A 26,465-nucleotide genomic window follows, 5' to 3' on the forward strand; every position below is an offset into this window, starting at 1 on the left:
CGACGTTCCCGTATATGCGTGCGCCTGCAGCGAACGACAATCCGCGCCGCATCCACACACCGAAGGGAGAGGGGTGCCCCCATGCCGCGAAGCGCTATCGAGACCCCGCTCACGGAGTCGGCGAGCCCCGCACTCGACGACCTCCTGAAGCGCGGCCGCGCCCAAGGGCGCCTCTCGCTCGACGAGGTGAGGGGGGCCTTCGAGAGCGCCGGCCTCAGCCCGGCGCAGGGCCGCTCGATCCTGCGCGAGCTGTCGGAGGCCGGGATCAGCCTGGCCGGGGAGCCCGACACCGTCCGCAAGATGGCCGCGGCCGCCGACCACGACGGCGGCGACACCGCGCAGGCCACCCCGGGCGCCAAGAAGCGCACCGCCCGCAAGGGCGCCGCCAAGGGCGGCGGGCGGACCCGCAAGGCCGCCGAGACCGCCGGCGGGGACGCCGCGCGGCCGGGCACCGGCGACGCCGACGTGCCCGAGGAGGGCTTCGAGGTCACCGAGGTCGAGGCCGCCGACTCCCCCGCCGACCTGGACGACCAGTCGACCAGCATGGGCGACTCGGTGCACACCTACCTCAAGGCGATCGGCCGCCGGCAGCTGCTCACCGCCGAGCAGGAGGTCGAGCTCGCCAAGCGCATCGAGGCCGGCCTGTACGCCGAGCACAAGCTGGAGACCGAGAAGCTCACCCCGCGGATGCGCGCCGACCTCGAATGGGTCGCCGCCGACGGGCGCCGCGCGAAGGCCCACATGCTGGAGGCCAACCTCCGGCTCGTGGTGTCGGTCGCCAAGAAGTACTCCGACCGCGGCCTGTCGCTGCTGGACGTCGTCCAGGAGGGCAACCTCGGCCTGATCCGCGCCGTGGAGAAGTTCGACTACTCCAAGGGCTACAAGTTCTCCACCTACGCGATGTGGTGGATCCGCCAGGCGATCCAGCGCGGCTTCGCCGACTCGGCCCGCACCATCCGGCTGCCCGTGCACGTCCTGGAGATGCTGAGCAAGCTCAGCCGGGTCGAGCGCGACATGCACCAGCGGCTCGGCCGCGAGCCCACCCCGGAGGAGCTGGCCGTCGAGCTGGACAAGAGCCCCGAGCAGGTCCGCGAGCTGCTGCGCACCAGCCGCCAGCCGATCAGCCTGGACTCCACCATCGGCGAGGACGGCGAGACCCGGATCGGCGACCTCATCGAGGACACCGACAGCCCCGAGGCGTCCGAGCTGGTCGACCGCCAGCTGATGGCCGACCAGCTGCGCCGCACGCTGGACATCCTGTCGCCCCGCGAGGCCAAGATCATGGCGATGCGGTTCGGGCTGTACGACGGGACGCCCCGCACGCTCGACGAGATCGGCAAGGCGATGGGGCTGACCCGCGAGCGGATCCGGCAGCTGGAGAAGGAGTCGCTGTCCAAGCTGCGGCACCCCAGCAACGCCCGCCCGCTGCTGGACTTCGCCGTCTGACGCACCCGGCCCGCACGCCACCGGCGCCCGCCCGATCATCCGTGATCCGGCGGGTGCCGAGTCAGTCACCGATGGTGACGACGACCTTGCCCCTGCCCTTGCCGGCCTCCACCACCGCGTGCGCCTCATCGACGTCGCCGAGTCCGAACACGCGGTCGTCCAGCAGCGGGGTCAGCGCTCCGGAGTCCGCCAGGACCGCGGCCTCGCGCAGGATGTCCCCGTGATGCTCGCGACCCCGGCCGGTGAGCATCGGCAGCAGGGTGAAGATCCCGGAGTAGGTGGCGCCGCGGAAGGACAGCGGGGCCAGGCTGTGCGTCCCCCACCCGAGCGCGCTCACGACGTGGCCGGTGTAGGTGCGCACGGCGGTGAACGAGTCGTCGAGCGTCGTCCCGCCGACCGTGTCGAAGACCACGTCGAAGCCTTCGCCCCCGGTGTGGCGGTCAACGTACTCCTCGACCGTCGTGCTCCGATAGTCGATCGGAACGGCGCCCAGGCCGCGGATCGTCTCGAGGCTCTCGGCGGCGCCGGTGGCGAAGACCTCGGCGCCGCGGGCGCGCGAGATCTGGACGGCCACGTGACCGATGCCTCCCGCCCCGCCGTGGACGAGGACCTTCTGGCCGGCACCCACCGCTGCCCGATCGACCAAGCCCTCCCACGCGGTGATGACGACCAGCGGCAAGGCCGCCGCCTGACGCATACTCAGCGACTTCGGCTTCCGGGCCAGCAGGCGCGCGTCGACGGCCGCGTACTCGGCCAGGGAGCCCTGAAGCTCACCCACCCCGCCGGTCAGCCCGTACACCTCGTCGCCGGCCTCGAAGCCCCTGACGCCGGGGCCGACCCGCTCGACCACGCCCGCGAGGTCCAGACCCAGCACGGACGGCAGGCGGGTGCGGGCGTGGGCCGCCTTCCCGGCGCGGATCTTGGTGTCCAGCGGGTTCACGCCGCTGGCCTCGATCCGCACCAGCACCTGCCCCTCGCCGGCCTCGGGCGTGTCCACCTGGTCCAGGACCAGCGATCCGCCGAACTCTTCCAGTACCACCGCACGCATCAATCGCCTCACGTTCACTGTGCCGAATGTTTCGTCAGGGTCGAGTTGCCTGTACCCGGCCGGTGGCGAAATAGGTGTCCGGGGTGGTGGGAGCTGGTGCTACGTGACGTACTGCAGCACCGTGGTGAACTGCCAGTCGACGGTGCTGTGGTCGATGGCTTCATGGACGGGTGAACCGCCCATCTCGCCGGTGATCCCGGCTGCCCCGGAGCGGGCGTGCTCGATGCTGTCGTAGGCGACGATGTCGAGGATCGTGCCGTCGTCGCGCAGGACGATGCGGCGCCACCGGAAGCCGGGCTGCCGCTTCAGGTACTCGTTGATGTCCGTGTTCGCTGCGACGAAGTCCTCCGGCGTGAGACCGGGCGCGGGCCGGAGCGTGGTCACTTCCAGGATCTCGGTCATGAGTCGTGGCCTTTCCGTGTCGGGTGATCGTGGCCGACCGGGGCCCGTCGGTCGCCTCTCCAGCATGAGGTGCGGGTCGGCGGGCGGGAAGGCAGCGTCTTCCTGGGTGTGGGACACCCAGGAAGCATCCACGGGCCGGGCAGGACCGGCACCGTCAGACCGGTCCAGCCGTCGAGGCCAGGTAGGTCAGGGCATCCTCGCTGCGGCTCCCGGGTTCGGGCGTGCCGACGAGCAGCACCTGCCCCGGGGCGTCGACCACGTCGAAGGTCTGGTAGGTCAGCTCGATACGCCCCACCTCAGGGTGTACGAACACCTTGAACGCCCGCGTCAGGTTTCCCACACTGTGGGTCTCCCACAACGCGCGGAACTCCGGTGAGGTCTTTCCGAGTTCGGCGACGAGTTCCTTGATGCCCGCGTCGTCCGGGAACCGCCCGGCGTTCAGGCGCAGCGCGTACACGGTGCTGCGCTGCAGCAGCTGCCAGTCGGTGAACACCGCCTTGCTCTGGGGGTGGGTGAACAGGATGCGGACCATGTTCCGCTCCGCCCCGAACGGTGAGAGCAGTGCGTCGGCGATCGGGTTGGTCGCCAGCACGTCGAAGGCCCGCCCGAGCACGTAAGCCGCCGCTCGGGGGAAGGCTTCCAGCATCTGCAGGAGGGACGGGTGCACGAGATCCCGCGAGCCGTCCTGCCCCAGACCGGGATTCAGTCCCGCCAGCTTGTACAGATGCTCGCGGGCGTCGAGCGGGAGCCGGAGCGCGCGCCCGATCGCCCCGATCACCTGCGCGGAGGGATTGCGCTCGCGCCCCTGCTCGAGGCGGGCGTAGTAATCGGCGCTGACTCCGGCGAGGACGGCGACCTCCTCACGGCGAAGGCCGTGGACGCGACGCCCTGACACACCGCCGGCGAAACCGACGTCCGCCGGCTCCACGCGTGCGCGGCTCGCGCGGAGAAAGGCACCGAGCTCGTTGTCACGCACCACAAAACCCAAGGTAGCAGCAGGTGCAGTCGCCGAGATTCGGCGATTTGGGCCTCATCCAAGGATCTGCGTGCCTGGGTGCGCGACACCCAGGCACGCAGTTCCTTCCAGGCGTGTCCCCGACGCGGTTGAGTTTCAGCCAAGGGGCGGCAGCCGCCGCCGGAATCCGAAGGATGAACATGACCACGTCAGCAGAGCCGAAGGCCGTCCTCATCACCGGTGCCAGCAGCGGCATCGGTGAGGCCACCGCCCGCCGTCTCGCCGAGATCGGCCACCGGGTGCTTCTCGGCGCCCGCCGCACCGACCGCCTCGCCGCCCTTGCCGACGAACTGCGCGCCGGTGGCGGATTCGTTGCCTACCGCGAGCTGGACGTGACCAGCCTTGACTCCATGCAGGCCTTCTCCGCGGCCGGCCTGCGGGAGTTCGGCCGCATCGACGTGCTGGTCAACAACGCCGGGGTGATGTCGCTGTCGCCGATCGCCGATCTGCGCATCGCCGAATGGGAGCAGATGATCGATGTGAACCTGCGGGGCGTGCTCAACGGAATCGCCGCCGTGCTGCCTCAGATGCAGCGCCAGGCGGCGGGACAGATCGTGAACGTGTCCTCGGTGTCCGGGCACCGGGTGGACCCGACCGCCGCGGTCTACAGCGCCACCAAGTTCGCCGTGACGGCCTTGTCCGAGGGGCTGCGGCAGGAGAACCGGGACGTTCGCGTCACCGTCGTCAGCCCCGGCTTCACCCAGAGCGAGCTGACCCACCACGGCGGCGCAGCAGAGGCGCGGGCCGCCGCCCACGCGGCGGCCGAGCAACTGGCGATCCCGGCCTCCGCCATCGCCGACGCGATCGCCTTCGCCATCGACCAGCCGGCGAACGTCGACGTCAACGAGCTCATCGTCCGCCCCACCGCGCAGGCCTGACGACCTGGGCGGCCGGGCGGCGCCTCGTTCGGGCCTTGACGGGACTCCACCGGCGGCCTCGATGATCACGGCTCGTCGATGTCAGTCGGCGTGGCGGAACTCGATGATCGCGACGCCCATCAGCCCGAAGCCGATGGCCAGCACGATGACGATCTCCAGCCAGACCGGGACGACCCATCCGCCCCAGGTGACGCCGGGGTCGAAGGTGCGCCGCAGCGCCGGCGTCAGGTCCAGGTGGGAGAAGACCGCCTGGCGCAGCGGGTCGACGGCGTAGGTCAGCGGGTTGAACCGGGTGAGCACGGTCAGCCACGCGGGCAGACCGTTCAGCGGGTACAGCGCGCCGGACAGGAACATCATCGGCATCATCGCCATCTGCATGAGGCCGAAGAACGACTGCATCTGCTTGATCCGGGCGGCCATCATCACGCCGAACCCGGTCAGCGCGAACGCGCCGAGGAACATCAGCCCGAGCAGCTCCAGGATCAGGACGGGGTCGTAGGGGACCCCGGCGAGCCCGGCCAGCGCGACGATCACCGCGCCCTGCAGCGTCGCCACCAGCGCGCCGCCGATGCACTTGCCGATCACGATCGAGCTGCGGCTGACCGGGGCGACGAGCATCTCGCGCAGGAACCCGAACTCGCGGTCCCACACGATCGACCCGGCGGAGAACATCGCGGTGAACATCACCGACATCGCGCACACGCCCGGGAAGATGAACGTCTTCAGGTCGATGTTCCCGTGCGCGCCGCCGCTGGCCATCAGGTTCGACAGGCCGGTGCCCATCACCAGCAGCCACAGCACCGGCTGCACCAGCCCGGACACCATCCGCAGCTTGTCGCGCCAGAACCGGATCAGCTCCCGGTGCAGGACGATCCGCACCGCGCGCACGTCCTGCCGCAGCCCCGGCTCGGGCACCCGCACCCGCACCACGTCCGCGACCCGCGCCGCCGCGTCGGGCGCGCCCGCCCGCGTCGAACTCGTCATCTCATCTCCTCGCCATGCGCATCGCCATGCGCATCCTGTCGGTGGAGCCGGCCTCGGCGTCGCGGATCGTCGAGCCGGTGAAGGACATGAAGACGTCGTCCAGGGACGGCCGGGACACGCTCACCGACCGGATCGGGACGCCCAGCTCGGCGAACAGCCGCGGCACGAACGCCTCGCCGGAGGCGACCGAGAACGCGACGGCGCCCTCGGAGACGCCGGCCTCCAGGTCGAAGCGCTCCCGGAGCGCGGCGATCGCGGCCTCGTCGTCGGCTGTCTGGATGCGGACCCGGTCCTTGCCGACGCCCGCCTTCAGCGCCTCGGGGGTGTCCAGCGCGACGATCCGCCCCGAGTCCATGATCGCGATGCGGTCGCAGAACTCCGCCTCGTCCATGTAGTGGGTGGTCATGAAGATGGTGATCTCTTCGGCGTCCTTGAGCTGCCGGATGTAGTCCCAGATCGACGAGCGGGTCTGCGGGTCCAGCCCGACGGTCGGCTCGTCCAGGAACAGCACGCGGGGCGAGTGCAGCAGGCCGCGCGCGATCTCCAGGCGGCGCTTCATGCCGCCGGAGTAGGTCTGCACGAGGTCGGCGCGCCGGTCCCAGAGCCCCACCATCTCCAGCACCTGCCGGATGCGGTCTGAGGTCACGCCGCGCGGCACGCCGTACAGCTCGGCGTGGAAGCGCAGGTTCTGCTCGCCGGACAGGTAGCCGTCGAGCGTCGGGTCCTGGAAGACCAGGCCGATGTTGCGGCGGACGCTGTCGCGCTCGGCCACCACGTCGAAGCCGGCGACCCGCGCCGTGCCCGCGGTCGGCTTCAGCAGCGTGCAGAGCATGTTGATCGTGGTGGACTTGCCGGCGCCGTTCGGGCCGAGGAAGCCGAAGATCTCCCCCGGGGCCACGGTGAAGCCGATCCCCCGGACGGCCTCCACCTCGCCGAACTTCCTGATCAGGCCGTCGACCTCGACGGCGGGTCCCCCGCCGGGCATGAGGCCTCCCCTCCGATGGCGATATGCGCCCATATTTTGGGCTTTCCAACGGTAGGAGTAGCCTATCTCTCACGTCAAGAGAGATAGGACGTTCCAAGCGATCTCGAGGAGCGGGACGTGAAGGACCAGGACGACCCGATGTACGACTCGCCCACCTACCTGATGTACGAGACGGTGCGCCTCGTCCGGCGCACCGGAGCGCGGATGTTCCCCGGCCAGCCGCGGATGCCGCACCTGCTCGTCCTGTGGTGCGTGGCGCGGTCCGGGCCGCTGTCGCAGCGCGACGTCGCCGAGCGGCTGCGCATGGACGCCGGCGACCTGGTCGGGATCGTGGACGCGCTGGAGGAGGCCGGCCACCTCCGGCGCCGCCGCGACCCCGCGGACCGGCGGCGCTACGCGCTGGAGGCCACCGACGGCGGCCTCGGCTACCTGGAGGACGGCCTCCAGGCGCGCCGCCGTCTCAACGAGATCCTGTTCGAACCCCTGTCACCGGACGAACGGCGGCTCTTCCGGGAGATGCTGCTGCGGGTCCTCGCCCACCACGACGACCGGTTCGCCGACCTGGCACCGGACGACGCCCCCGCGGACGACGCCTCCTACCGGGGAACGGCGCCGCGCGAACGGGTCGTCACCCCGCAGGTCGAGGCGGAGGCCCGGCGGCGGGCGCGTCAGTAGAGGGCGTCGCCAGGGACGGCGGCGGGCTCGCCCATGCGCGACCGCGCCTCGTCATAACGGCGCAGGACCAGCCGGGCGGCCGCGTCGTGCGCCCCGATCGGCGCGGTCACCGCGTCGGCGCCGCAGGCCCGCATCCGGTCCAGGAACCGGCCGGGCGCCAGCAGGTACGACGCCACGACCACGCGCCCGGTGCCGCGCCGCCGCTGCCGCGCGACCACCTCGTCCAGGGCCGGGCCTCCGGCGGCGACGAAACCGTACGGGACGGGCCGCCGCAGCCGCCGCGCCAGCAGCCGCGCGGCCTCCCGCACGTCCGCGGCGCCGGCCGGGTCGGCGGAGCCCGCCGCGCCCAGGACCACGGTGTCCTGCGGGCGCGGCGGGCCCCCGTCCCCGCGCCGGACGGACGGCATCGCGCCCAGTCGTCCGGCCAGCGCGTCGGCGAGCAGCGCGTCCGGGCCCAGGGGACGCGCCGTCACCGCACCGGGCACCAGCCGCCCGGCGCGTTCGGGAATGTCGATCAGCGCGTGGTAGCCGCGCCCGAGCAGCAGCGGCACCGCGACCGCGGGCCCGTCCAGCGCGGCGGCGGCCTCCTCCAGAGACGGGGAGACCAGCTCCCCGTACGCCTCCGCCACGCGCAGCGAGGGCCGCAGCGCCCGCACCCGCGCCAGCAGCTCCCGCACGGCGACGGGCCCCGCCGGGTCGCGCGTGCCGTGCGCCACGGCCAGCAGCACCGGCGGGCGGCCGGCCACGGCGAGCCGGTCAGCCACCCGCGCCCGCAGCGAGCCGGTCCACCAGGCGCGGGTCGCACGCCAGCCGGTAGCCGCGCTTGACGACCGTCTCGACGATCCCGGGGCGGCCGAGCCCCCGCCGGAGCCGCGCCACCGCCATCTCCACCGCATGCTCGTCGGCCTGCGGCCGCGCGTCCCGCGACCACGGAGAGCCGCCGACGACCAGCCGGCTCGGCAGCACCCCGCACAGCTCCGCGCGCGACACCACGTGCCCGGGCCGCCGGGCCAGCGCCCGCAGGATCGCCATCGGCGCGGGCGCGATGGGCCGCAGCTGCCCGTCCAGCACGACGGCGTGCCCGCGCAGCTCCAGCGAGGCCCCGCGCACCGACAGCAGCCGCGCGCGCCGCCGCGGCAGGTCCGACGCCAGCGCGCGCACGAGCGCCCCGAGCCTCGCCCGCTCCGGCTGGACGGCCGGCACCCCGCGCTCGGTCAGCGACCGCGCCGTCACCGGCCCCACGCACGCCGCGACCACGTGGGTGCGCAGCGCCTCCAGCAGCGCCTCCTCCAGGCCGTCCTCGGCCGCCACCGCGAGCGTCGCGGCGACCGCCGGCGCGCTGGTGAACGTGATCGCGTCCACCGTGCCGGCGACGGCCTGCCCGACGAGCCGCCGCAGCGGCGTGACGTCCTCGGCCCGCGCCCACCGGTACACCGGGATCTCGATCACCTCGGCGCCCGCCTCGAGCAGCGCCTCCGTCAGCTCCGACTGGCGCTCCCCGTAGAGCTGGACCGCCACCCGGGCGCCCGACAGGTCCTTCTCCAGCAGGTGCGCGATCACCTCCGCGCAGCTCTCCGACTCCGGTGACCAGCGCTCCTGCAGCCCGGCCGAGCGGATCGCGCCGCGCGCCTTCGGGCCGCGCGCCACGATGTCGGCGTCGCCGAGCGCCGCGATGAGGGCGTCGCGCAGCCCCCACCCGTCCGCCGTCTCCAGCCAGGCCCGGAACCCGATCCCGGTCGTGACGACGGCGTGGTCCAGCGGCCGGGCCAGGCACGCCCGCGTCGCCTCCAGCAGCTCGGCGTCGTCGGCGAGCGGGACGAGGCGGATCGCGGGGGCGAGCACCACCCGCGCGCCGCGCCGCTCCAGCAGCGTCGCGAGCTCCTCGTGGCGGCGGGCCGCGGTCACCCCGACGGCGAACCCGGCCAGCGGCTCACTGTCGGCGGTCATCGGTGAGCGCCACCTCCACCCGGTCGCCGCCGGCCGCGCGGCGGACCGGGAACGTCGGCACCGCCACCCGCGGGTCGTCCAGGCAGGCCCCGGTGCGCAGGTCGAACACCTGCTTGTACATGGGCGAGGCGACCGTCGGGACGCCGTCGCGCGTGCCGAGGATGCCCCGCGACAGCACGTAGGCGCCGCTGAACGGGTCGAGGTTCGACAGCGCGTACAGGGCCCCGTCGAAGGCGCGGAACACCGCGACCTGCGTGCCGTCCAGCATCGCGCAGGCACCGCGCTCGGGGATCAGGTCGGTGTAGGAGCAGATGTCGAACCAGCGGGCCGCGGCTTCGGCGGGACGCCTCGTGATCGTCGCTTCGGATGTGATGCTCATCGGCCGGCAACCTCCAGGCGAGTCGCGTGCGGGAACAGTGCGGGCGTGGCGGCGGACGTCACCGGCCCGGCGCCTTGACGTTGTAAGGTTCGCGCGGTGGCCGGCCGTGCCGGTCCGTCCCCGATGTTCATGAACCGAGTCTCGGCAGGGGCCGTTTCACGGTTGGGTCTCCTTTGTCACCGCCGTGTTAAAAGGCGCTCACGCCGAGATCCGGACGGCGCACACCTTGAATTCCGGCATCCGCGAGACGGGGTCGAGGGCGGTGCCGGTGAGCAGGTTCGCGCGTCCCTCCCCCGCCCAGTGGAACGGCATGAAGACCGTGTCGCGGCGGATCGCGTCCGTCACGCGCGCCGCGGCGATGGCCGCGCCCCGGCGGCTCTCCACCTTCACGTCCTGGCCGTCCTCGACGCCGAGCCGCTCGGCGAGGTCGGGGTGCAGCTCCACGAACGGGCCCGGCGCCGCGTCGGCCAGCGCCCGGACCCGCCGGGTCTGCGCACCCGACTGGTACTGCGCCAGGACGCGCCCGGTCGTCAGGTACAGCGGGTACTCGGCGTCGACGTCCTCGGCCGGCCCGTGGTGCTCGACCGGGACGAACCGGGCCCGCCCGTCCGGTGTGGGGAAGCGGTCCAGGTAGGGGCGCGGCGTGCCGGGGTGGTCCTCGGACGGGCAGGGCCAGAACACCCCGCCCTCGGCCTCGATCCGCTCGTAGGTGATGCCGGAGTAGTCGGCGGCGCCGCCGGCGCTCGCGCGGCGCAGCTCGCCGAACACCCGCTCCGGGTCGGCGCTCCACTCCCCCGGCGCGCCGAGCCGCCCGGCCAGCGCCGCGATGATCTCCAGATCGGTGCGGACGGCGCCGGGCGCGCGGACCGCGGGCCGCCGCCGCAGCACCCGCCCCTCCAGGTTCGTCATCGTGCCGGACTCCTCCGCCCACTGCGCCGTGGGCAGCACCACGTCGGCGAGCCGCGCGGTCTCCGACGGCACGAAGTCGGCGACCACCAGCAGGTCGAGGGCGCCGAGCCGCTCCTCGACGGACGCGGCGCGCGGCGCCGACACCACCGGGTTCGACCCGAACAGCAGCAGCGCCTTCGGGCCGTCCGGCATGCCGAGCGCCGACAGCAGCTCGTACGCCGACCGGCCCGGCCCCGGCAGCGCGTCCGGCTCGACGCCCCACACCGCCGCGACGTGCGCGCGCGCCGCCGGGTCGTCGATTTTGCGGTAGCCGGGCAGCTGGTCGGCCTTCTGCCCGTGCTCGCGGCCGCCCTGCCCGTTCCCCTGCCCCGTCAGGCAGCCGTACCCGGAGCCGGGACGGCCCGGCAGCCCGAGCGCCAGCGCCAGGTTGATGAACGCGCCGACCATGTCGGTGCCGCGCGCGTGCTGCTCGGCGCCCCGCGCGGTCAGCACGTGGGCGCGGTCCGCGCCCGCCAGCAGCCGGACGGCCTCGCGCATCTTCGGGAGCGGGACGCCTGTGATGCGCTCCACCCGGTCCGGCCAGTACGCGTTCGCGACCGTCCGGACGGCGTCGAACCCGCTCGTCCGCGCCGCGACGTAGTCCTCGTCGGCGAGGCCCTCGGCGATCGCCAGATGCAGCAGGCCGTTGGCGAGCGCGATGTCGGTGCCGGCCGCGGGCTGCAGGTGCAGGTCCGCCTGCCGCGCCGTCGCGGTGCGGCGCGGGTCCACGACGATGAGCGCGCCGCCGCCGTCGCGCATGTCGGCCAGGTGCCGCATGAACGGCGGCATCGTCTCGGCCGGGTTGCCGCCCGCGAGGAGCACGGCGCCGGACGCGGCCAGGTCGGTGACGGGGCCGGGCAGCCCGCGGTCCAGCCCGAAGGCCCGGCCGGACGCCGCTGCCGCCGACGACATGCAGAACCGCCCGTTGTAGTCGATCTGCGAGGTGCGCAGCGCGACCCGGGCGAACTTGCCGAGCTGGTAGGCCTTCTCGTTGGTGAGCCCGCCGCCGCCGAACACCGCGACGGCGTCCGGCCCGTGCTCGGCGGCCAGCCGCCCGATCCCGGAGACGATCCGGTCCAGCGCCTCGTCCCAGGTGCACGGCTCCAGCGGCGCGTCGCGGCTGCGGCGCATCAGCGGGACGGTCAGCCTGTCCGGGACGGTGAGGAGCTCCGCGGCGGTCCAGCCCTTCTGGCAGAGCCCGCCGCGGTTCGCGGGGACGTCGTCGCGCGGCGCCACCCGCACCGGCGCGCCGGCCGCCGCGCCGCCGTCCAGGGTCATCCCGCATTGCAGGGCGCAGTACGGGCAGTGCGTAGGAGTCCCGGTCATGCCGGAAGGCTCCGGCGGTGCCGTTTCGCCGCCGCGTCCCACGTGTGACCCGCGCGTTAAATGCGGTTCACGCCGCGCGTCCGGCAAGGTCAGCCGCCCGTTCCGCGGGCACGGGCGGAACGGGCGGAAACGGTTGACGATCGCGTGTCAAGCGTTGTCGGCGACTGTCAGGGTCCATTCGTCACCGCGCGGCCGGTTGCCGAACCGGATTCGCGGCGGCCCGGCGATCTCGCGGAAGATGCGGTGCCGGGCCCGCCGCGGCGAGGATCACAGGACGGTCGTCCGGCCTAATCTCGGTACATGCCCGACCTTGCTTACTACGCCTCGCTGCCGCGCTCCCGCGGCGCCGCGGCGGCCCTGCTCCTGGACGGCCTCGGGCGGGTCCTGCTGGTCAAGCCCACCTACAGCGAGGGCTGGTTCCTGCCCGGCGGGGTCATCGAGACCGACGAGTCCCCGCTCGCCGCGTGCGTGCGCGAATGCCGCGAGGAGCTCGGCCTCGTCCCCCGCCTGGACGGCCTCGTCTGCGTCGACTGGGGCTCCCCGCGCGACGACGGCGTCGACTCGGTCAACGTGTTCGTCTTCGGCGGCACCATCACCGACGCCGAGCTCGCCGCGATCCGCCTGCCGCCCGACGAGCTGTCCGACCACGTCCTGGTCGCGCCGGAGAAGGTCCCCGAGCTGTCGCCCGCGCACGTCTCGCGCCGGATGGAGCCCAGCCTGCGCGCCCTCGCCGACGGCCGCCCGGTCTACCTGGAGGACGGCCGCGAGCCCGCGTTCGGCGGCGCGGGGCGGACCGCGGGCTGAGCACGGGCGGCCGGGCCGCCGCACGGATCGGGCCGGGACGGGCCGCCGCACGGGCGGGGCGCCGGCCCGTCCCGGCGCCCCCGCGCCGCGCCTACACCGGCGCGGCGTCCTGGATGAGCCGGGCGCGCTCCGGATCGGCGGCGCGGGCGCAGTGGGCACCGCAGTAGAACCGCCCGCCCACCTCGACGCCGTGCCCGAGGATCCTGCATTCGCAGTGCTCGCAGATCGGCGCCATCCGGGTGATCGCGCACTCGAACGAGTCGAAGGTGTGCACGTCCCCCTGCGCGTGCACCTCGAACGCCATCGCGTAGTCGTTCCCGCAGACCTCGCAGGTCGCCATCGGTCCTGTCTCCCCTCCCCCGCCGCCCCGCGATCACGGTCTACCCCGGCGGGCGGCGGCCACGCGCGCCGTCCCGGTCTCACACCTCGCGCGCGCGCTGTGCAGTGGAGTTATCACCGCCGCATTGCGGGCCACACCCGCGCGAAACGCCCGGCTCCTAGCGTCGTGCCGCGTCAGCGACCCCAAGGAGACACCCGATGACCGTCACGACCGAAGCGGCGCCGCGCACGCGCCGCCCCTCGCTGAAAGGCCGCTGGATCGAGGACTGGCGGCCCGAGGAGCCGGAGTTCTGGGCCGCGTCCGGGGCCCGCACCGCCCGCCGCAACCTCGCGTTCTCGATCTTCTCCGAGCACATCGGGTTCTCGGTCTGGACGCTGTGGTCGGTGCTCGTGCTGTTCCTCGGCCCGGCCTACGGCATCGACCCGGCCGGCAAGTTCATGCTCACCACCGTCCCGGCGGCCATCGGAGCCGTGCTGCGGATCCCCTACACCTTCGCCGTCGCCCGGTTCGGCGGCCGCAACTGGACCATCGTCAGCGCCTCGCTGCTGCTGGTCCCCGCGGTGCTCGCCGCGTTCCTCATCAAGCCCGGTGTCTCGTACTCCACCCTGCTGGTCCTGGCGGCCGTCGCGGGCGTCGGCGGCGGCAACTTCGCCTCCTCGATGGCCAACATCAACGCCTTCTACCCGCAGCGGCTCAAGGGCTGGGCCCTCGGCGTCAACGCCGGCGGCGGCAACGTCGGCGTCGCCGTCGTCCAGCTCGTCGGCCTGGCGGTGCTCGCCACCGCCGGCAAGGGCCACCCGGGCCTCGTCGCCGGCATCTACATCCCGTTCATCGTGCTCGCCGCGCTCGGCGCGGCGCTGTTCATGGACAACCTGTCGCAGGTCCGCAACGAGAAGCGGGCGATGCGCGACGTCTGCAAGGACGGCCACACCTGGATCATGTCGCTGCTCTACATCGGCACGTTCGGGTCGTTCATCGGGTTCGGGTTCGCCTTCGGGCAGGTGCTGCAGGTCCAGTTCAAGGCCGACTTCGACACCCCGATCAAGGCCGCGTACCTGACCTTCCTCGGACCCCTGCTCGGCTCGCTGATCCGGCCCGTCGGCGGATGGCTCGCCGACCGTACGGGCGGGGCGAGGGTCACGTTCTGGAACTTCGTCGCCATGGCGGTCTCGGCGGGGATCGTCCTCACCGCCTCGCGCGAGAAGTCGCTCGCGCTGTTCGTCACCGGGTTCATCCTGCTGTTCGCGTTCAGCGGCCTCGGCAACGGCTCCACCTACAAGATGATCCCGGCGATCTTCCGCGCGAAGGCGCAGCTCGGCGTCGCCAACGGCGGCGACCCGGTGGCCGCCGAGCACGAGGCCCGGCGGCTCGCCGGCGCGCTCATCGGCATCGCCGGCGCGATCGGCGCGTTCGGCGGGGTGCTGGTCAACATCGCCTTCCGGCAGTCGTTCCTGACCTCCAAGACCGGGGACGGCGCGTACATCGCGTTCATCGCCTACTACGCCGTCTGCTGCCTGCTCACCTGGGCGGTCTACCTGCGGACCCACCCGAGGAAGCCGGCGGGCGTCTGACGCCCTGCCGCGCGTTGCGCTGCCGCACGCCCCGCGACCGGCCGGGCCCCTCCCCGGGGTCCGGCCAGTTCGGCGTGCGGCCCGACGACCGCAGCACCGACTCCCAGGCGTCCCCCGACTCCAGGGGCAGGTGCGGCACCCCCCAGTGCCACGCCGACACCAGGACGTCGGGGTCCCGCGGACGGTAGTCGGCGCCGATCGCGCGGGCCATGTCCCAGGCGTGCAGGTGCCACTCCACGCACGCGGCGCCCGCGTGGTCGCCCACGGTGTACTTGGTGCCCCGGTAGATCAGGTGGGTGCGGTCCCACATGTCCGGCATCAGGTCGGCGTAGGCGCCGGCCGACACCGAGAACGCCGTGATCCGCTCCGGGCCCGGCTCCGGCGGCAGCACCGCCAGCTCGGCCGCGTTCTGCCGCGCCTGCTGGCGGATCAGCACCGCCGACGCCGCGTCCTGCGCGAACAGCTTGGCCAGCCGGCTGTCCGGCGCGTCCTGCAGGTACTCAAGGAAGTTCTCCGCCACGCACCGCAGGTGCCCGGCCAGGTCGATCAGCTGCCAGTCGGCGCACGGCGTCGGCACGTCCCAGTCCTCGACCGCCGACGCCAGATCACGGATCGCCCGCGTACCGTCCTGGTAGGACTCGAGTACGCGGCACCGATCCGGCGGCGTGCGCTCCACGTGACTTCCCCCCGCGTCCAGGGCACCGGCGCCCCTCCCCGCCGGAGCGCGTCCCGCGCCCGCCGCACGCGGCGGCGGGCGGTACGGGCCGCCCCGGCGTTCCCCGAGAGGGCAGACTCTCAGAGTTCGGTGGCCGGTGCCACTCGGTGGTGCTGTGTCGTTCCACGTGGTCCCACGTGGTCACGGGCCGCCGCCACGGCCCCCCGGCTCGGGCGGCGGCGCGCCTGCGCGGCCGCTCAGACGGCCGCGGCGGGGCGCGTCCGGAAGCTCAGCCGGTGCGCCTCCCGCGCGGTGCGCAGCCGGTCGACCTCGTCGGTCCACGGCCGCACGGACGGGCGCGCCTTGGCCTTGCGGCGCGCGATCTCCGCGGCGCGGCGGGCCTCGGCGTCCTGCGCGTCGGACACGTAGGTCTTCGGGCCCATCGCGATCCGCTCGGACGCCTCCGCCGCGGCGAGCACCTCGGTCATGGCCGCGTCGAAGGCGATGGTCAGCTCGTGCAGCTCCTGCTCGGGCACGTCCGCGCCCTGGGCGTCCCGCAGCGCGCTCTCGGCCTCGCGCGCCGCCGCGAGGCGCGCCTCGTACTCGGCGGCCAGCCGCTCGTCGGCCTCGTACTGCTCCGCGACGTCCTTGCCCACCTTGCGGATCAGCGGCATGGCGATACTCCCTCAAACTCACGATCTTCATCGTCCGATCGAGGCCCAGCGTACGCGCGCCGCCCGCCGGGTGTGACGCCGGACACCGAACTCGGCGCCTTTACGCAGTAAGGTCGCGCGGGGAGACCCCGGCGCCGCTCCGAAATCCGGATGCGAGGAAGATCCAGAATCAGTACCGTTTCCGCCGGAAACACGGGGAGGCGACGGACCATGGCGAAACTCAACCAGATCATCGCGGTCGAGAAGGGCGCGAAGAGCCGCGCGCAGCGCGAGATCGCCGAGATCGGCCAGCGGCTGCAGAAGACCGCGCTGCTGTCCGGCATCTCCCGCACCTACCAGCCGCTCGACGACGAGGGCGAGTCGCTGCCGCCCGAGTCCACCCGCGTGCAGGTGAAGGCGGAGGAGACGCTCAAGGAGGTGGCGGTGGCGCTCACCCGGCTCTTCGACATCACCGCCACCAAGGACTGGGCGAACTGCGATGCCCGCGCCGACGTCACCGTCGACGGCCGGACCGTCCTGGAGCAGGTCCCGGTGGCGCACCTGCTGTTCCTGGAGAAGCAGCTCACCGAGCTGGCCGCCCTCGTCGACCGGCTCCCGGTGCTCGACACCGCCGAGTCGTGGACGTTCGACGAGTCCGCCGACGTGTGGCGGACCGAGCCGGTCAGGACGACCCGCACCAAGAAGATCCCGCGCGCGCACGTCCTGTACGAGGCGACCACCGAGCACCCCGCCCAGGTGGAGACCTACACCGAGGACGTCATCGTCGGCACCTGGACCAGGACCGCCTTCTCCGGCGCCCTGCCGGCGCGCCGGGTGAACGAGCTGCGCGAGCGCGTCGCCAAGCTGCAGGCGGCGGTCAAGTTCGCCCGCGAGGAGGCCAACGTCGCCGAGGTGACCGACCGCAAGGTGGGCGAGGCCGTCTTCGGCTACCTTTTCGCCTGAACCGCCCGCGGGGACGCGGGCGCCGCACAACTGAAGACTCCCCCGCTGGAGCGCGGGGGGCGGGCGCAAGCCCGAAGCTGAGAATGAAGTTCAGCTTGATCACGTGGCGTCAGCGGAGGTTCGAATCCTCCCCGGAGCACTCGGGCCCCGGTAGCTCAGCGGCAGAGCGGCCCATGAATCTCAGGCTCTCGCTCCAGTCTCAGCATCTCCGCCCATCACCGGTGGGCGGGGGACGGCGATGGTCGCCGAGGTGCCAGTTCGAATCTGGTCCGCCGCTCTCGTGCGGCGGTGGTTCAAAGGGAGAACACGGCGAACTGAACCTGACCGTCCCCCGGAAACGCGCCGGTGTGCGCATCAGGGCGGAACCACCAAGGGCCCCGGAACTCGGGCAAGTTCCGGGGCCCGCCGCCGTCCCGGCACGGCGCGCCCCCGCGTCCCCGATCATGTCGGCGGCCCCCCGTACGCTTGCCCCCATGGTCAGGCAGCCCAGCATCAACGCCCAGAACCGCGCGCCGCTGTCGATCGAGCGGATCACCGAGGCGGCCCTGCAGATCGTCGACGGCCAGGGACTCGGCCGCCTCACCATGCGCCGCCTCGGCGACGCCCTCGAGGTCGAGGCCATGGCGATCTACCACCACCTCCCCCGCGGCAAGGAGCAGCTCCTCGACGGCCTCGTCGCGCACGTCGCCGCCGCCCCCGCCGACACCGGCGCCGCGGACGCCGCGTCCTGGCGGGGCGTCCTGCGCGCCTGGGCCGGCGACTACCGCTCCCGGCTCCTCGCCCACGCGGGCGTGCTCCCGCTCGTCGTCACCCGCCGCAACCCCGCGGCGCTCGCCGCGACCGTCGCGTCCCTGCGGGAGGTGATGCGGCAGGGCGGCGTGCGCGAGGACCCCGCCGCGGTCGCCGCGCACACGCTGCTCGGATACGTGATCGGGCACGCCGCCCTGGAGGTCCGCGGAACGGCGGAGGACGGCGCCGACCGCGCCGTCGACTGGGACGCCCGCTTCGCCGCCGGCCTCGACCTCGTCCTCGCCGGCGCCGGGTAGCGGGCCCGCGCGGCGGGACCGTCCAGCGGGGCCGGTCAGCGGGGCCGGTCAGTCCTCGACGACCAGCACCTCGAGGTGCCGGGGGCCGTGCATGCCCTCCGCGCCCGCCATGTCCGCGGCGTACGCGGCCGACGGGCCGCTGATCCAGGTGAGCGGGCGGGACGGGTCGAGCCGCTCGACCGCCTCCGGGACCGTCCCCACGATCTGCTCGGCCTGCACGACGCACAGGTGGTAGGCGGGCAGCAGGGTGAGGGCGCGGCGGCCCTGCGTCGGGCCGCCGTCCAGCACGACGGTCCCGGTCCGGGCGATCGCGACGGCGCACCCGGTGACGACGCCGTCCGCGGCGGCGAGGGCGTCCACGTCGATCGCCGGGCGGTCCGCCATCGCGCGCACCCCGTCCAGCTCCGCGAGCCAGCCGAACGGCAGGTCCGCCGGGACGACGATCTGCTTCGCCTCGCGTCCCCACAGCGCGGCGGCGACGGCGGTGGCCAGCTCGTCCGCGCCGACGTGGCGCACCGCCGCCCGGTTCTCCGCGAGCCGCTCGCCGAACAGTGCCGGCACGTCCGCGCCGGTCGCCGCCTCCGCGGCGGGCAGCCGGCGCGCGTACCCGCGCGGCACCGGCGGCCGCGTGCCACGCGCCCCGCCGAGCGCGTCCCGCACCCGCCGCAGCACCTCGTCCCGGGAGCTCACCGGCGCCTCCTCGCCCACCACGCGCGGAAGGTCTCCGGCGGCGGCGCCGGCAGGTCGCGGGCCTCGGTCCACTTGCCGAGCAGGCCGGGCAGCCGGCGGATCCGGCCGCCGCGCGACATCAGCCGCGCCCAGCGGGTGCCCCGGCGCAGCGCCGCCTCGTAGCGGCGCGGGTCGGCCATCGTCCAGGCCAGGCCCCGCATGAGCACCAGCTCCGGCGTCGGGACGGGCCGGTGGCGGCGCGACTCGACCACCCGCCCGCGCAGGTGGACCAGCACCTCCGGGATGTCGATCTTCACCGGGCAGACGTCCGCGCAGGCGCCGCAGAGCGTGGACGCGAACGGCAGCGACGCCTCGGCGGCCCGCTCCACGCCGCGCAGCTGCGGGGTGAGGATCGCGCCGATCGGCCCGGCGCGGACCGGCCCGTACGGGGCCGGCCCGGTCCGCTCGTAGACGGGGCAGACGTTCAGGCAGGCCGAGCAGCCGATGCAGCGCAGCGCGGCGCGTCCGACCTCGTCGGCGAGGGCCTTCGTACGGCCGTTGTCGAGCAGCACGAGATGGAACTCGCGGGGCCCGTCCCCGGGGGTGACGCCCGTCCACGACGACACGTACGGCGTCATCGGCGCACCGGACGACGAGCGCGGCAGCAGCTGGAGCAGCACCTCCATGTCGGCCCAGGTCGGGACCACCTTCTCGATGCCGGCGACGGAGATCAGCGTGTCCGGCAGCGTCAGGCACATCCGGCCGTTGCCCTCCGACTCCAGCAGCACGGCCGTGCCGGTCTCCGCCACCAGGAAGTTGGCGCCGGTGACCGCGACGCGCGCGCCGAGGAACCGCTCGCGCAGGTGCAGCCGCGCCGCCTCGGCGAGCGCGGCGGGATCGTCGGACAGGCCGCCCGCGGCGCCGGGGAGCCGCCGGACGAACAGCTCGCGGATCCGCGCGCGGTCGCTGTAGGGCGCCGCGGACGCCGGCCCAGCCGGGTCGTCCTCGCCGAGCCGGGCGACCAGCTCGGCGAACCCGGTCTCCCGGACCGTGACGCCCGCGCGGGCCAGCGCCGCGTTCAGCCCGATCTCCCGGGTGACCGACGACGTCGACTTGACGACCTCGGACGCGCCGGCGGCCCGCACCAGGCCGGTGACGATCCGGCGCGCCTCGGCCGCGTCGGCCGCCCAGTGCACGCGCCCGCCCGCCTCGGTGACGGCCCGCTCGAGCTTCTCCAGATGCGCGTCGAGCGCGAGCAGCGCCCCGTCCTTGACGGCCCGGCCGGCCTCGCGCAGCTCCTCCCAGTCGGCGGGCTCGGGGTCGGCCGAGCGCCGCTCCCGGACCGCCGCGGCGGCGGCGCGCAGGCCGCGGCGCAGTGCGGTGTCGGCGAGCGCGGCCCGCGCGGCGGAGGCGAACTTCGGCGGCGCGGTGCCCGCCCCCGGAGCCCCCGGCGCTCCCGCGGGCGGCCCCGGCGGCGCGCCGGTCACGCGGGCCCCGTCGCGGCCAGGATCTCGGCCAGGTGCATGACCCGGACGCCGCCGCGCAGCCGCGACAGCGCCCCGCCGATGTGCGCCAGGCAGCCGTTGTCGACCGCGCACACCACGTCCGCGCCGGTGTCGCGGACGTGCCGGACCTTGTCGGCCACCATCGCCACCGAGACGTCGGCGTTCTTCATCGCGAACGCGCCGCCGAACCCGCAGCACTCGTCCGCCGCGGGCAGCTCCACCAGGTCGAGGCCCTTCACCGCGCGCAGCAGCCGCAGCGGCCGGTCGGCGACGCCGAGGATCCGCGCGGACTGGCAGGACGGGTGGTAGGTGACGCGGTGCGGGAAGTAGGCGCCGACGTCGGTCACGCCCAGCACGTCCACCAGGAACTCGGTCAGCTCGTAGACGGCCAGGTCCTCCGCGGCCCGGGCCAGCTCCGCGTCGCGGGCCGCCCGCGCGATCCGCGGGTAGGCGTCGCGGACGGCGGCGGCGCACGAGGCCGACGGCGCCACGATCGCCTCGGCGTCCTCGAACGCGGCAGTGAACGCGCGCGCGAGGCCCGCCGCCTCGCGGTGGTAGCCGGTCGTCCAGTGCACCTGGCCGCAGCAGGTCTGGCCGGGCGGGTAGGAGACGTCGTGGCCGAGCCGCTCCAGCAGCGCCGTCACGGCCCTGCCGGTCGCGGGGAACAACGCGTCGTCGAAGCACGCGACGAACAGCGCGACGCGCATACCGGCCTCACCCCCCACGCTCGCAAAGCCCGGTCCCCGGGGCACATCGTAGAACGCGCGGAGGCCGCGTCCGGGTGAAACGATCGCACACGCCGGCCGGAAGCGGGCGGACCGGTAAGGAAGATCCAACCGGGGGGAACGTTTTCTGGACGTCGGCGTGTCGTTCTTCGTCCGTTATCGAGCGTGGGGAACGCTATGCCTGGCACCTCGAGGTGAGGCGGGTCACAGACCACCGGTACTCCGGTACCAAAGGACAACCGTCCCAACGGGCTATGGCCGGGTCGGGCGAACCGTTCCACACTGGGGTGCGTCATAAGGGAAAGCACCACAACCGACCAGTAGTTGAGACCGGAGGCACGCCGATGTGCCCGCACCAGCCACCCTGTCCCTCGCACAACGCGCCCGACCGCGACGCCGCCAGGACGCTCGCCGCCCATCCCGAGCAGGGGTGGAGCCTGCTGTGCAACGGCGTCGTGCTCTTCGAGGACACCGGCGAGCTGCTGCCCGATGGAGTGGTCATCGCCCCGCACCGGCCGACGGACCTGAAGGCGCCGTCCGCCGCGTGACGAGTCTCCGACGGGGGACTAGTTCGAACGGGTGATCATCCTCGGGGGCACGCCCGCCCGACCACGCCCTCTGGGCCCGCACCGGGCCCAGGGGCGTTCTGCTGTCCGGGCCCTTTTCACCGGACCCTTTTCACCTGGCGCGTCTCACCGGGCGTGTCTCACCGGGCCGTCCGCGCCGGGGACGCCGCCCAGCGCCGCAGCCACGGCTCCGCCGCCCGGCCCGCCTCGGCGGGGTTCCTGTTCAGGTCGTGCCGCTCCCCCGGCAGCACCGCGACGTGCGCCGCGTCCGCCGCGTCCGGCACCCCGAACGGGTCCCGGTCGCCGTTGACGACGAGCACCTCCACGCCCGCGCCGCGCAACTCGTCCACCCGGGTCTTCTCCGGCCTGCCCGGAGGATGCAGCGGGAACGCCAGCGCGATCACGCCGGCCACGCCGGCGGCCGTCGCCGTCCGGCACGCGACGCGCGCGCCGTTGCTCCGGCCGCCCTGCACGAGCGGGACGTCCCCGAACCGCTCCCGCAGCGCCCCGACGACCTCGAGCCACGCCTCGTCCTGCTTGACGGCGGAGCCGGGCGCCCTGCGCCCGGCGAGCCGGAACGGCTGCACGACCCGCGCGACCGCGCCGTCCAGGCCGAGCGCGACGTCGCGGACGGCCAGCAGGTCGGGCGCCTCCACTCCGCCGTTCGACCCGTGCGTCAGCACCAGCAGGAACGCCGGGCGGTCCGGGCCGTCCAGGGTCGCCTCGGCGGGCCCGTGCGCGGTCTGGATCTGCATGACGCCACGGTATCGGCCCGGCACGGCCGGTGATCGTGTGGGGCACACTGGACGGATGAAGATCATGACCGACAGCGAATGGCGCGCGTTCGTCCTGGAGGGCACCCGCACCGGCAAGGCCGGCGTCACCCGCAAGGACGGCACCCCCCACGTCACGCCGATCTGGTTCGTCCTCGACGGCGACGACCTGCTGTTCACCACCTACCACGAGAGCATCAAGGCGCGCGTCCTCGCCCGCGACCCGCGCCTGTCGGTGTGCGTCGACGACCAGACGCCGCCGTACTCGTACGTGATGATGCAGGCCGAGGCCCGGCTCACCGAGGACCTCGACGAGCTGCGCACGTGGGCGACCGCCATCGGCGCCCGCTACATGGGCGCGGACCGCGCCGAGGAGTTCGGCGCGCGCAACGCGGTGCCCGGCGAGTACCTCGTCCGCGCCCGCATCACCAAGGTCGTCGCCCAGCGCCACATCGCGCACTGAGGCGCGGCGGGGTCAGGCTCCCGGGCGCTCCGGCGGCGGGGCGGGAACCGGGCCGCCCATCGCCAGGCGCAGCCGTTCCGCGAAGCTCTCGTGCAGCAGCGGCCCCCACGGGTACCCGTCCGGCACCCGGACGGCGTCGCCGATCACCTCGTCGGCGCCTCCGGGCCGCTGCCGCTCGCCCGCGTGCCGGACGGCCAGCAGCGCGTACATGTGGTCGAGGGCGCCGAACGCCTCGCCGGCGAGCACGGGCAGCGTCCCGTCGCTGACGGCCTGCTCGACGACCGGCTCCCACCACAGGTCGGCGGGGTCGGCGTCCTCGTCGCCGAAGTCGCGGCGCAGCCGGGCCCGCACCTGGCCGGCGACGCCCGGGTCGGCGAGGCCGCGCCGCCACACCTCCCCCGCCTCCGCGCCGCGCCCGCGCAGCGGCAGCGTGCGCGCCAGCAGCTCCGTCGCGAGCGGCCCGACCTCCGGGTCGGCGGGCTCGGACGGGTCGCCGAGCGCCGCGCCGAACGCGCCGACGGCCTGGTCGAGGTAGGAGATGCCGAGCGCGACGGCGAGCCGCGCGTACGCGTACGGGGCGCCGTCCCGCTCGATCAGCCTCAGCCCCGCGGCCAGCACCCGCTGCGCGCGGGCAGGCTCGCCGCGCTCCAGCAGCCGCTGGGCGAGGTCGTGCGCCGCGGGCGGCCCGTACTCGGGGTCGCCCGTCCCGATCACGGCCTCCCAGTGCTCGCGCGCCTCCTCGAACGCGCCCGCGTCGTCGGCGAGCCGGGCGAGGGCGAGGTGGGCGGGCGGCAGGTACGCCGGGTTGCCGAAGTCGACGACGACGCGCCAGGCGGGCGCCGCCTCCTCGTGCTCCCCGGCCCGTTCGTGGGTGAGCGCCAGGTGGTAGGCGGCGCGGGGGCCGTACTCGGGGTCGCCGGTGGCGATGGCGGCCCGGTCGGCCTCACGGGCCGCCTCGACGTCCCCGGCGTCGTCCAGGACGACCGCGAGGCCGAGCGCGGCCTGCGCCCGGCACGGGGTGTCGCCGAGCGCCAGCACCCGCTCGAACAGCAGCGCGGCCTCACCGGCCGCGCCGTTCTCCGCGAGGCTCCGCGCCTCCTCGCACAACAGGGCCGGATCGTCGGCCGCGGACTCGCTCATCGGTCTTCTGCCCTCTGGGGGTCGGGGTCCGGTGCCCTCTGCGGGTCGGGTCCGCCCAGAGCCTAGCGACCGAGCCGCCACCCGTCCCGGAGGACACCCGGAAACCCCGCCAAGATCGCAAAACCCGCGTCCCGCCCCGTATCCCCGAGGCGCGCGCCGTCCGGGAGCCACGCCTCAGCCCGCGCGGTCGAGGCCCGGACCGTGACCCCGGAGACCTGCGCAGCGAGCGCGGTGCCGTGCGGACTTGCGCCGCCCCGGGGCCGTCTGTAAATGTTTACTGCATGGCGGAGAGCAAGGCGTCACTCCTGACCGCGGCGGCGGAGGAGTTCGCCCAGTACGGACTTCGGGGCGCGCGGATCCAGGCGATCGTGAAGCGGGCCGGCGTCAACGAACGGATGATCTATCACCACTTCGGCAGCAAGGAGGGCCTGTACAGGGCCGTCCTGACGGATCAGATGGCCGCACTGCACGATGCGTGGTCCCCGGCCTTGCAGAAGGCGCGGGACCTCACGCCGTACGAGGGCGTGGCGGCGGCGCTCGACGCGTTCGCCGCCGGCCTCGCGAGCCGCCCCGTCCTGATCGGGCTGTGGCTGCACGAGTCACTGGGCGGTTGGCAGACGCTCCCCCTCCCCTCGGCGGACACGCTCCCGGCGGAGCTGCGGGAGTTGTACGAGCGCGGCCAGCGCGAGGGTGTCTTCCGCGGGGACTGCCCCTTCGAGATCGCATACGGCATCGCGATGAGCGCCCTCATCGGCGGCGCGGTGCTGGCGCGGCGCGGAGACGCCCTGGCGGAGGACAAGGGCATCGACTTCTCCGCCCCCGAGACGAGGCGGCTGGTGCTGGAGCAGCTGCTCGACGGCATGACGGGCCCCGGGCGGACGCACGGGCAGGGTGAAGCCGTCGGCGGAGCTCAGCCGCGCACGACCTCCGCCCCCTAGGCCGCCGCAGACCGTCGTGCTGGTCGCGGCGGCACTGCGGCGCCCCCCGCAGTAAATATTTACTGAAGAGAGGAAGGCCGGATTCGATGACCGTCTCCGCGAAAGCGGCCGGGCGGCGGGCCACCGGACGCCTGCCCGCCCGGCTCGTGATGCTCATGATCACGATCGCCCTGGGTTCGATCATGATGCAGCTCGACGCGACGATGACCAACATCGCCTACGACACGCTGCTCAGGCGGTTCGACACCTCCCTGCTCACCATCCAGTGGATCAGTACCGGCTACCTGCTGGCGATGGCCGCGGTCATGGCGCTGTCCGGGTGGGCTCTGGAGCGGTACGGCGCCCGGACGATGTGGATCATCTGCATCTCGCTGTTCCTGGCCGGATCCGTCCTGTGCGGCACCGCCTGGGACGCCTACAGCCTCATCGGGTTCCGGGTGGTCCAGGGACTCGGCGGCGGCATGGTGCTGCCTCTCGGCATGGCGATCCTCGCCCAGGAGGCCGGGCCGTCGCGGCTCGGGCGGGTCATGGGGGTGATGGGCGTCCCCTCCGCGCTCGGGCCGGTGCTCGGGCCGGTGCTCGGAGGCGTCATCGTCGACGACTGGAGCTGGCGCTGGATCTTCTTCATCAACGTCCCGGTCTGCCTCGCCGCGATCGTGCTGGCCTGGCGGGTCATGCCGACCCGCACGTCGCGGAGCGCCGGGCGGCTCGACGTGCTCGGACTGGTGCTGCTCTCACCGGCCTGCGCCGCGGTGGTCTTCGGGCTCGCCGAGGCCGCCAAGTACGGATCGTTCGCCGACCGGCACGTCGCCGTCCCGCTGGCCGCGGGGGTCACGCTTCTCGCGGTGTTCTGCCTGCACGCCCTCCGCGCTCGCGACCCCATCCTCGATCTGCGGCTGCTGAAGGTCCGCAGCTTCCTGTCGTCCTCGGCCGTGCTGTTCTTCGCCAGCGTCGCCCTGTTCGGCGCGGTGGGCGTGCTTCCGCTGTACTCCCAGCAGGTGCGGGGGCACAGCGCCCTCGAGTCCGGGCTGCTGCTGGTCCCGCAGGGCATCGGGATGGCCGTCTCGCTGATCGCCGTCGGCAGGTTCGCCGACCGGATCGCCGCCAGGGTCCTGGTCATCGGCGGCCTCGTGCTGACGGGCATGGGCGCCCTGGTCTTCACCCGGCTCGCCGCCGGCAGCGACGAGGCGCTGCTGAGCGCGGCGCTCCTGGTCAACGGCTGCGGCATGGGCGCGGTGATGGTGCCGGCGATGGCGGCCGCCATCCGCGACGTCCCCGGGGCGATGATCCCGCGGGCCAGCGCGGCGAACAGGATCATCATGCAGATCGGTTCCTCGTTCGGGGCCGCGGTGCTGCTCATCGTCGCGCAGGGCCGGATCGACGAGCTGATCGCCGCAAAGAAGATCACGCCCGACGGGCTGGCGGGCGCCTACGGCCGCACCTTCTGGTGGGTCCTCGGCTTCGCCGCCGTCTCGATCCTGCTCGCCCTGTTCATCCCCGCCCGCGCGGCACAGCAGCCCGACGAGGACCGGGCGTAGCGCGCGCCACCCGCTCCCCCACCGCCGCCGGACGCCCGCATCTCGTGATCTTCGGCGTCCGAACGGCGGTCGGTGAGGGAGCG

At 73.9% G+C, this 26,465-nt stretch carries 28 protein-coding genes; 11 read left to right on the top strand and 17 right to left on the bottom strand.

The genetic code is table 11. The features are described 5' to 3' along the window. Positions 1-81: 81 nt before the first annotated feature. On the top strand, positions 82-1,446 hold the full coding sequence (locus tag J4557_RS31615) for an RNA polymerase sigma factor (protein ID WP_208270418.1): 1,365 nt from the start codon (positions 82-84) through the stop codon (positions 1,444-1,446). A 61-nt stretch (positions 1,447-1,507) separates the two neighbouring features. Here J4557_RS31615 and J4557_RS31620 read toward each other — a convergent pair whose 3' ends face one another. The 3 genes from J4557_RS31620 to J4557_RS31630 form a co-directional block, all read right to left on the bottom strand. Continuing rightward, the gene (locus J4557_RS31620) at positions 1,508-2,494 is read right to left on the bottom strand and encodes a zinc-dependent alcohol dehydrogenase family protein (protein ID WP_208270419.1); all 987 of its coding nucleotides are present in this window, start codon (positions 2,492-2,494) and stop codon (positions 1,508-1,510) included. Positions 2,495-2,593: 99 nt separating this feature from the next. Next, positions 2,594-2,896: a hypothetical protein gene (locus J4557_RS31625; protein ID WP_208270420.1), complete on the bottom strand. Its 303-nt coding sequence runs from the start codon at positions 2,894-2,896 to the stop codon at positions 2,594-2,596. Positions 2,897-3,050: 154 nt separating this feature from the next. Next, the gene (locus J4557_RS31630; protein ID WP_307800317.1) at positions 3,051-3,875 is read right to left on the bottom strand and encodes a helix-turn-helix transcriptional regulator; all 825 of its coding nucleotides are present in this window, start codon (positions 3,873-3,875) and stop codon (positions 3,051-3,053) included. Positions 3,876-3,985: 110 nt separating this feature from the next. On the opposite strand from J4557_RS31630, the gene J4557_RS31635 reads away from it, so the two are divergent. Then, entirely contained in the window at positions 3,986-4,789 is an 804-nt protein-coding gene (locus J4557_RS31635; RefSeq protein WP_307800318.1) for an SDR family oxidoreductase, read from the top strand. 81 nt (positions 4,790-4,870) lie between these two features. Here the strand turns inward: J4557_RS31635 and J4557_RS31640 are convergent, their stop codons facing one another. Further along, positions 4,871-5,773: an ABC transporter permease gene (locus tag J4557_RS31640; RefSeq protein WP_208270421.1), complete on the bottom strand. Its 903-nt coding sequence runs from the start codon at positions 5,771-5,773 to the stop codon at positions 4,871-4,873. Position 5,774: 1 nt separating this feature from the next. Next, positions 5,775-6,758, bottom strand: coding sequence for an ATP-binding cassette domain-containing protein (locus tag J4557_RS31645; RefSeq protein ID WP_208270422.1), 984 nt, complete (start codon positions 6,756-6,758; stop codon positions 5,775-5,777). A 117-nt stretch (positions 6,759-6,875) separates the two neighbouring features. Here J4557_RS31645 and J4557_RS31650 point away from each other — a divergent pair, with 117 nt between their 5' ends. Next, on the top strand, positions 6,876-7,433 hold the full coding sequence (locus J4557_RS31650) for a MarR family winged helix-turn-helix transcriptional regulator (RefSeq protein ID WP_208270423.1): 558 nt from the start codon (positions 6,876-6,878) through the stop codon (positions 7,431-7,433). Here J4557_RS31650 and J4557_RS31655 read toward each other — a convergent pair. From J4557_RS31655 to J4557_RS31670, 4 genes are all read right to left on the bottom strand, one after another. After that, positions 7,427-8,197 carry a sirohydrochlorin chelatase gene (locus tag J4557_RS31655; RefSeq protein ID WP_307800319.1) on the bottom strand — a complete coding sequence of 257 codons (771 nt, stop codon included), beginning with the start codon at positions 8,195-8,197 and terminating at the stop codon, positions 7,427-7,429. The genes J4557_RS31650 and J4557_RS31655 overlap by 7 nt on opposite strands. After that, positions 8,190-9,380, bottom strand: coding sequence for a uroporphyrinogen-III synthase (locus J4557_RS31660; protein WP_208270424.1), 1,191 nt, complete (start codon positions 9,378-9,380; stop codon positions 8,190-8,192). The genes J4557_RS31655 and J4557_RS31660 overlap by 8 nt, the downstream gene beginning before the upstream one ends. Next, complete coding sequence (nirD, locus tag J4557_RS31665) at positions 9,364-9,759, bottom strand: nitrite reductase small subunit NirD (RefSeq protein ID WP_208270425.1); 396 nt, start codon at positions 9,757-9,759, stop codon at positions 9,364-9,366. The genes J4557_RS31660 and nirD overlap by 17 nt, the downstream gene beginning before the upstream one ends. A gap of 198 nt (positions 9,760-9,957) precedes the next feature. Beyond that, positions 9,958-12,033: a molybdopterin oxidoreductase family protein gene (locus J4557_RS31670; protein WP_208270426.1), complete on the bottom strand. Its 2,076-nt coding sequence runs from the start codon at positions 12,031-12,033 to the stop codon at positions 9,958-9,960. A gap of 300 nt (positions 12,034-12,333) precedes the next feature. Between J4557_RS31670 and J4557_RS31675 the strand changes: the two genes are divergently transcribed. Further along, a complete protein-coding gene (locus J4557_RS31675; RefSeq protein WP_208270427.1) occupies positions 12,334-12,837 on the top strand; it encodes an NUDIX domain-containing protein in 504 nt (167 codons plus the stop codon). Positions 12,838-12,928: 91 nt separating this feature from the next. Here the strand turns inward: J4557_RS31675 and J4557_RS31680 are convergent, their stop codons facing one another. After that, positions 12,929-13,177 carry a metallothionein gene (locus J4557_RS31680; protein ID WP_173092611.1) on the bottom strand — a complete coding sequence of 83 codons (249 nt, stop codon included), beginning with the start codon at positions 13,175-13,177 and terminating at the stop codon, positions 12,929-12,931. Between the two features lie 197 nt (positions 13,178-13,374). Between J4557_RS31680 and J4557_RS31685 the strand changes: the two genes are divergently transcribed. Further along, entirely contained in the window at positions 13,375-14,748 is a 1,374-nt protein-coding gene (locus J4557_RS31685; protein WP_243776637.1) for a nitrate/nitrite transporter, read from the top strand. On the opposite strand, the gene J4557_RS31690 is transcribed toward J4557_RS31685, so the two are convergent. Both J4557_RS31690 and J4557_RS31695 read right to left on the bottom strand, forming a co-directional pair. Continuing rightward, complete coding sequence (locus tag J4557_RS31690; protein ID WP_208270428.1) at positions 14,696-15,424, bottom strand: maleylpyruvate isomerase N-terminal domain-containing protein; 729 nt, start codon at positions 15,422-15,424, stop codon at positions 14,696-14,698. The two genes, J4557_RS31685 and J4557_RS31690, sit on opposite strands and share 53 nt — an antisense overlap. Before the next feature lie 236 nt (positions 15,425-15,660). Beyond that, positions 15,661-16,077 carry a plectin gene (locus J4557_RS31695; RefSeq protein WP_208270429.1) on the bottom strand — a complete coding sequence of 139 codons (417 nt, stop codon included), beginning with the start codon at positions 16,075-16,077 and terminating at the stop codon, positions 15,661-15,663. Positions 16,078-16,287: 210 nt separating this feature from the next. On the opposite strand from J4557_RS31695, the gene J4557_RS31700 reads away from it, so the two are divergent. Together J4557_RS31700 and J4557_RS31705 are read left to right on the top strand one after the other, a co-directional pair. Further along, complete coding sequence (locus J4557_RS31700) at positions 16,288-17,019, top strand: DUF7873 family protein (RefSeq protein WP_208270430.1); 732 nt, start codon at positions 16,288-16,290, stop codon at positions 17,017-17,019. A gap of 473 nt (positions 17,020-17,492) precedes the next feature. After that, positions 17,493-18,065 (top strand): TetR/AcrR family transcriptional regulator, encoded by a 573-nt coding sequence (locus tag J4557_RS31705; protein WP_208270431.1) that lies wholly within the window; start codon positions 17,493-17,495, stop codon positions 18,063-18,065. Positions 18,066-18,113: 48 nt separating this feature from the next. Here J4557_RS31705 and J4557_RS31710 read toward each other — a convergent pair whose 3' ends face one another. From J4557_RS31710 to J4557_RS31720, 3 genes are read right to left on the bottom strand one after another with little or no spacing between them, the layout of a single operon-like run. Then, positions 18,114-18,755, bottom strand: coding sequence for a LutC/YkgG family protein (locus J4557_RS31710; RefSeq protein WP_208270432.1), 642 nt, complete (start codon positions 18,753-18,755; stop codon positions 18,114-18,116). After that, positions 18,752-20,221 carry a lactate utilization protein B gene (locus J4557_RS31715; RefSeq protein ID WP_208270433.1) on the bottom strand — a complete coding sequence of 490 codons (1,470 nt, stop codon included), beginning with the start codon at positions 20,219-20,221 and terminating at the stop codon, positions 18,752-18,754. The genes J4557_RS31710 and J4557_RS31715 overlap by 4 nt, the downstream gene beginning before the upstream one ends. Then, complete coding sequence (locus tag J4557_RS31720) at positions 20,218-20,946, bottom strand: (Fe-S)-binding protein (RefSeq protein WP_208270434.1); 729 nt, start codon at positions 20,944-20,946, stop codon at positions 20,218-20,220. The genes J4557_RS31715 and J4557_RS31720 overlap by 4 nt, the downstream gene beginning before the upstream one ends. Before the next feature lie 362 nt (positions 20,947-21,308). Between J4557_RS31720 and J4557_RS31725 the strand changes: the two genes are divergently transcribed. Then, a complete protein-coding gene (locus J4557_RS31725; protein WP_190868705.1) occupies positions 21,309-21,512 on the top strand; it encodes a DUF5999 family protein in 204 nt (67 codons plus the stop codon). Between the two features lie 158 nt (positions 21,513-21,670). On the opposite strand, the gene J4557_RS31730 is transcribed toward J4557_RS31725, so the two are convergent. Beyond that, positions 21,671-22,285: an alpha/beta hydrolase family protein gene (locus tag J4557_RS31730; RefSeq protein WP_208270435.1), complete on the bottom strand. Its 615-nt coding sequence runs from the start codon at positions 22,283-22,285 to the stop codon at positions 21,671-21,673. Positions 22,286-22,340: 55 nt separating this feature from the next. Between J4557_RS31730 and J4557_RS31735 the strand changes: the two genes are divergently transcribed. After that, positions 22,341-22,766, top strand: a complete 426-nt coding sequence (locus tag J4557_RS31735; RefSeq protein ID WP_208270436.1) for a PPOX class F420-dependent oxidoreductase — start codon at positions 22,341-22,343, stop codon at positions 22,764-22,766. A 12-nt stretch (positions 22,767-22,778) separates the two neighbouring features. Here the strand turns inward: J4557_RS31735 and J4557_RS31740 are convergent, their stop codons facing one another. Beyond that, entirely contained in the window at positions 22,779-23,906 is a 1,128-nt protein-coding gene (locus J4557_RS31740; protein ID WP_208270437.1) for a tetratricopeptide repeat protein, read from the bottom strand. A gap of 281 nt (positions 23,907-24,187) precedes the next feature. Here J4557_RS31740 and J4557_RS31745 point away from each other — a divergent pair, with 281 nt between their 5' ends. Beyond that, complete coding sequence (locus J4557_RS31745) at positions 24,188-24,844, top strand: TetR/AcrR family transcriptional regulator (protein WP_208270438.1); 657 nt, start codon at positions 24,188-24,190, stop codon at positions 24,842-24,844. An 86-nt stretch (positions 24,845-24,930) separates the two neighbouring features. Next, positions 24,931-26,382: an MDR family MFS transporter gene (locus J4557_RS31750; RefSeq protein WP_208270439.1), complete on the top strand. Its 1,452-nt coding sequence runs from the start codon at positions 24,931-24,933 to the stop codon at positions 26,380-26,382. Positions 26,383-26,465: the final 83 nt, after the last annotated feature.

The sequence above is a fragment of the Actinomadura nitritigenes genome, assembly GCF_017573545.1.
Classification (GTDB): Bacteria; Actinomycetota; Actinomycetes; order Streptosporangiales; family Streptosporangiaceae; genus Spirillospora; species Spirillospora nitritigenes.

Coding starts and splice junctions, on each gene's coding strand:
- J4557_RS31685 (WP_243776637.1), top strand. CDS start 13,375: ATGACCGTCACGACCGAAGCGGCGCCGCGCACGCGCCGCCCCTCGCTG.
- J4557_RS31705 (WP_208270431.1), top strand. CDS start 17,493: ATGGTCAGGCAGCCCAGCATCAACGCCCAGAACCGCGCGCCGCTGTCG.
- nirD (WP_208270425.1), bottom strand. CDS start 9,759: ATGAGCATCACATCCGAAGCGACGATCACGAGGCGTCCCGCCGAAGCC.
- J4557_RS31640 (WP_208270421.1), bottom strand. CDS start 5,773: ATGACGAGTTCGACGCGGGCGGGCGCGCCCGACGCGGCGGCGCGGGTC.
- J4557_RS31695 (WP_208270429.1), bottom strand. CDS start 16,077: ATGCCGCTGATCCGCAAGGTGGGCAAGGACGTCGCGGAGCAGTACGAG.
- J4557_RS31615 (WP_208270418.1), top strand. CDS start 82: ATGCCGCGAAGCGCTATCGAGACCCCGCTCACGGAGTCGGCGAGCCCC.
- J4557_RS31740 (WP_208270437.1), bottom strand. CDS start 23,906: ATGAGCGAGTCCGCGGCCGACGATCCGGCCCTGTTGTGCGAGGAGGCG.
- J4557_RS31720 (WP_208270434.1), bottom strand. CDS start 20,946: ATGCGCGTCGCGCTGTTCGTCGCGTGCTTCGACGACGCGTTGTTCCCC.
- J4557_RS31735 (WP_208270436.1), top strand. CDS start 22,341: ATGAAGATCATGACCGACAGCGAATGGCGCGCGTTCGTCCTGGAGGGC.
- J4557_RS31730 (WP_208270435.1), bottom strand. CDS start 22,285: ATGCAGATCCAGACCGCGCACGGGCCCGCCGAGGCGACCCTGGACGGC.
- J4557_RS31680 (WP_173092611.1), bottom strand. CDS start 13,177: ATGGCGACCTGCGAGGTCTGCGGGAACGACTACGCGATGGCGTTCGAG.
- J4557_RS31670 (WP_208270426.1), bottom strand. CDS start 12,033: ATGACCGGGACTCCTACGCACTGCCCGTACTGCGCCCTGCAATGCGGG.
- J4557_RS31625 (WP_208270420.1), bottom strand. CDS start 2,896: ATGACCGAGATCCTGGAAGTGACCACGCTCCGGCCCGCGCCCGGTCTC.
- J4557_RS31750 (WP_208270439.1), top strand. CDS start 24,931: ATGACCGTCTCCGCGAAAGCGGCCGGGCGGCGGGCCACCGGACGCCTG.
- J4557_RS31620 (WP_208270419.1), bottom strand. CDS start 2,494: ATGCGTGCGGTGGTACTGGAAGAGTTCGGCGGATCGCTGGTCCTGGAC.
- J4557_RS31675 (WP_208270427.1), top strand. CDS start 12,334: ATGCCCGACCTTGCTTACTACGCCTCGCTGCCGCGCTCCCGCGGCGCC.
- J4557_RS31660 (WP_208270424.1), bottom strand. CDS start 9,380: ATGACCGCCGACAGTGAGCCGCTGGCCGGGTTCGCCGTCGGGGTGACC.
- J4557_RS31700 (WP_208270430.1), top strand. CDS start 16,288: ATGGCGAAACTCAACCAGATCATCGCGGTCGAGAAGGGCGCGAAGAGC.
- J4557_RS31725 (WP_190868705.1), top strand. CDS start 21,309: ATGTGCCCGCACCAGCCACCCTGTCCCTCGCACAACGCGCCCGACCGC.
- J4557_RS31645 (WP_208270422.1), bottom strand. CDS start 6,758: ATGCCCGGCGGGGGACCCGCCGTCGAGGTCGACGGCCTGATCAGGAAG.
- J4557_RS31745 (WP_208270438.1), top strand. CDS start 24,188: ATGGCGGAGAGCAAGGCGTCACTCCTGACCGCGGCGGCGGAGGAGTTC.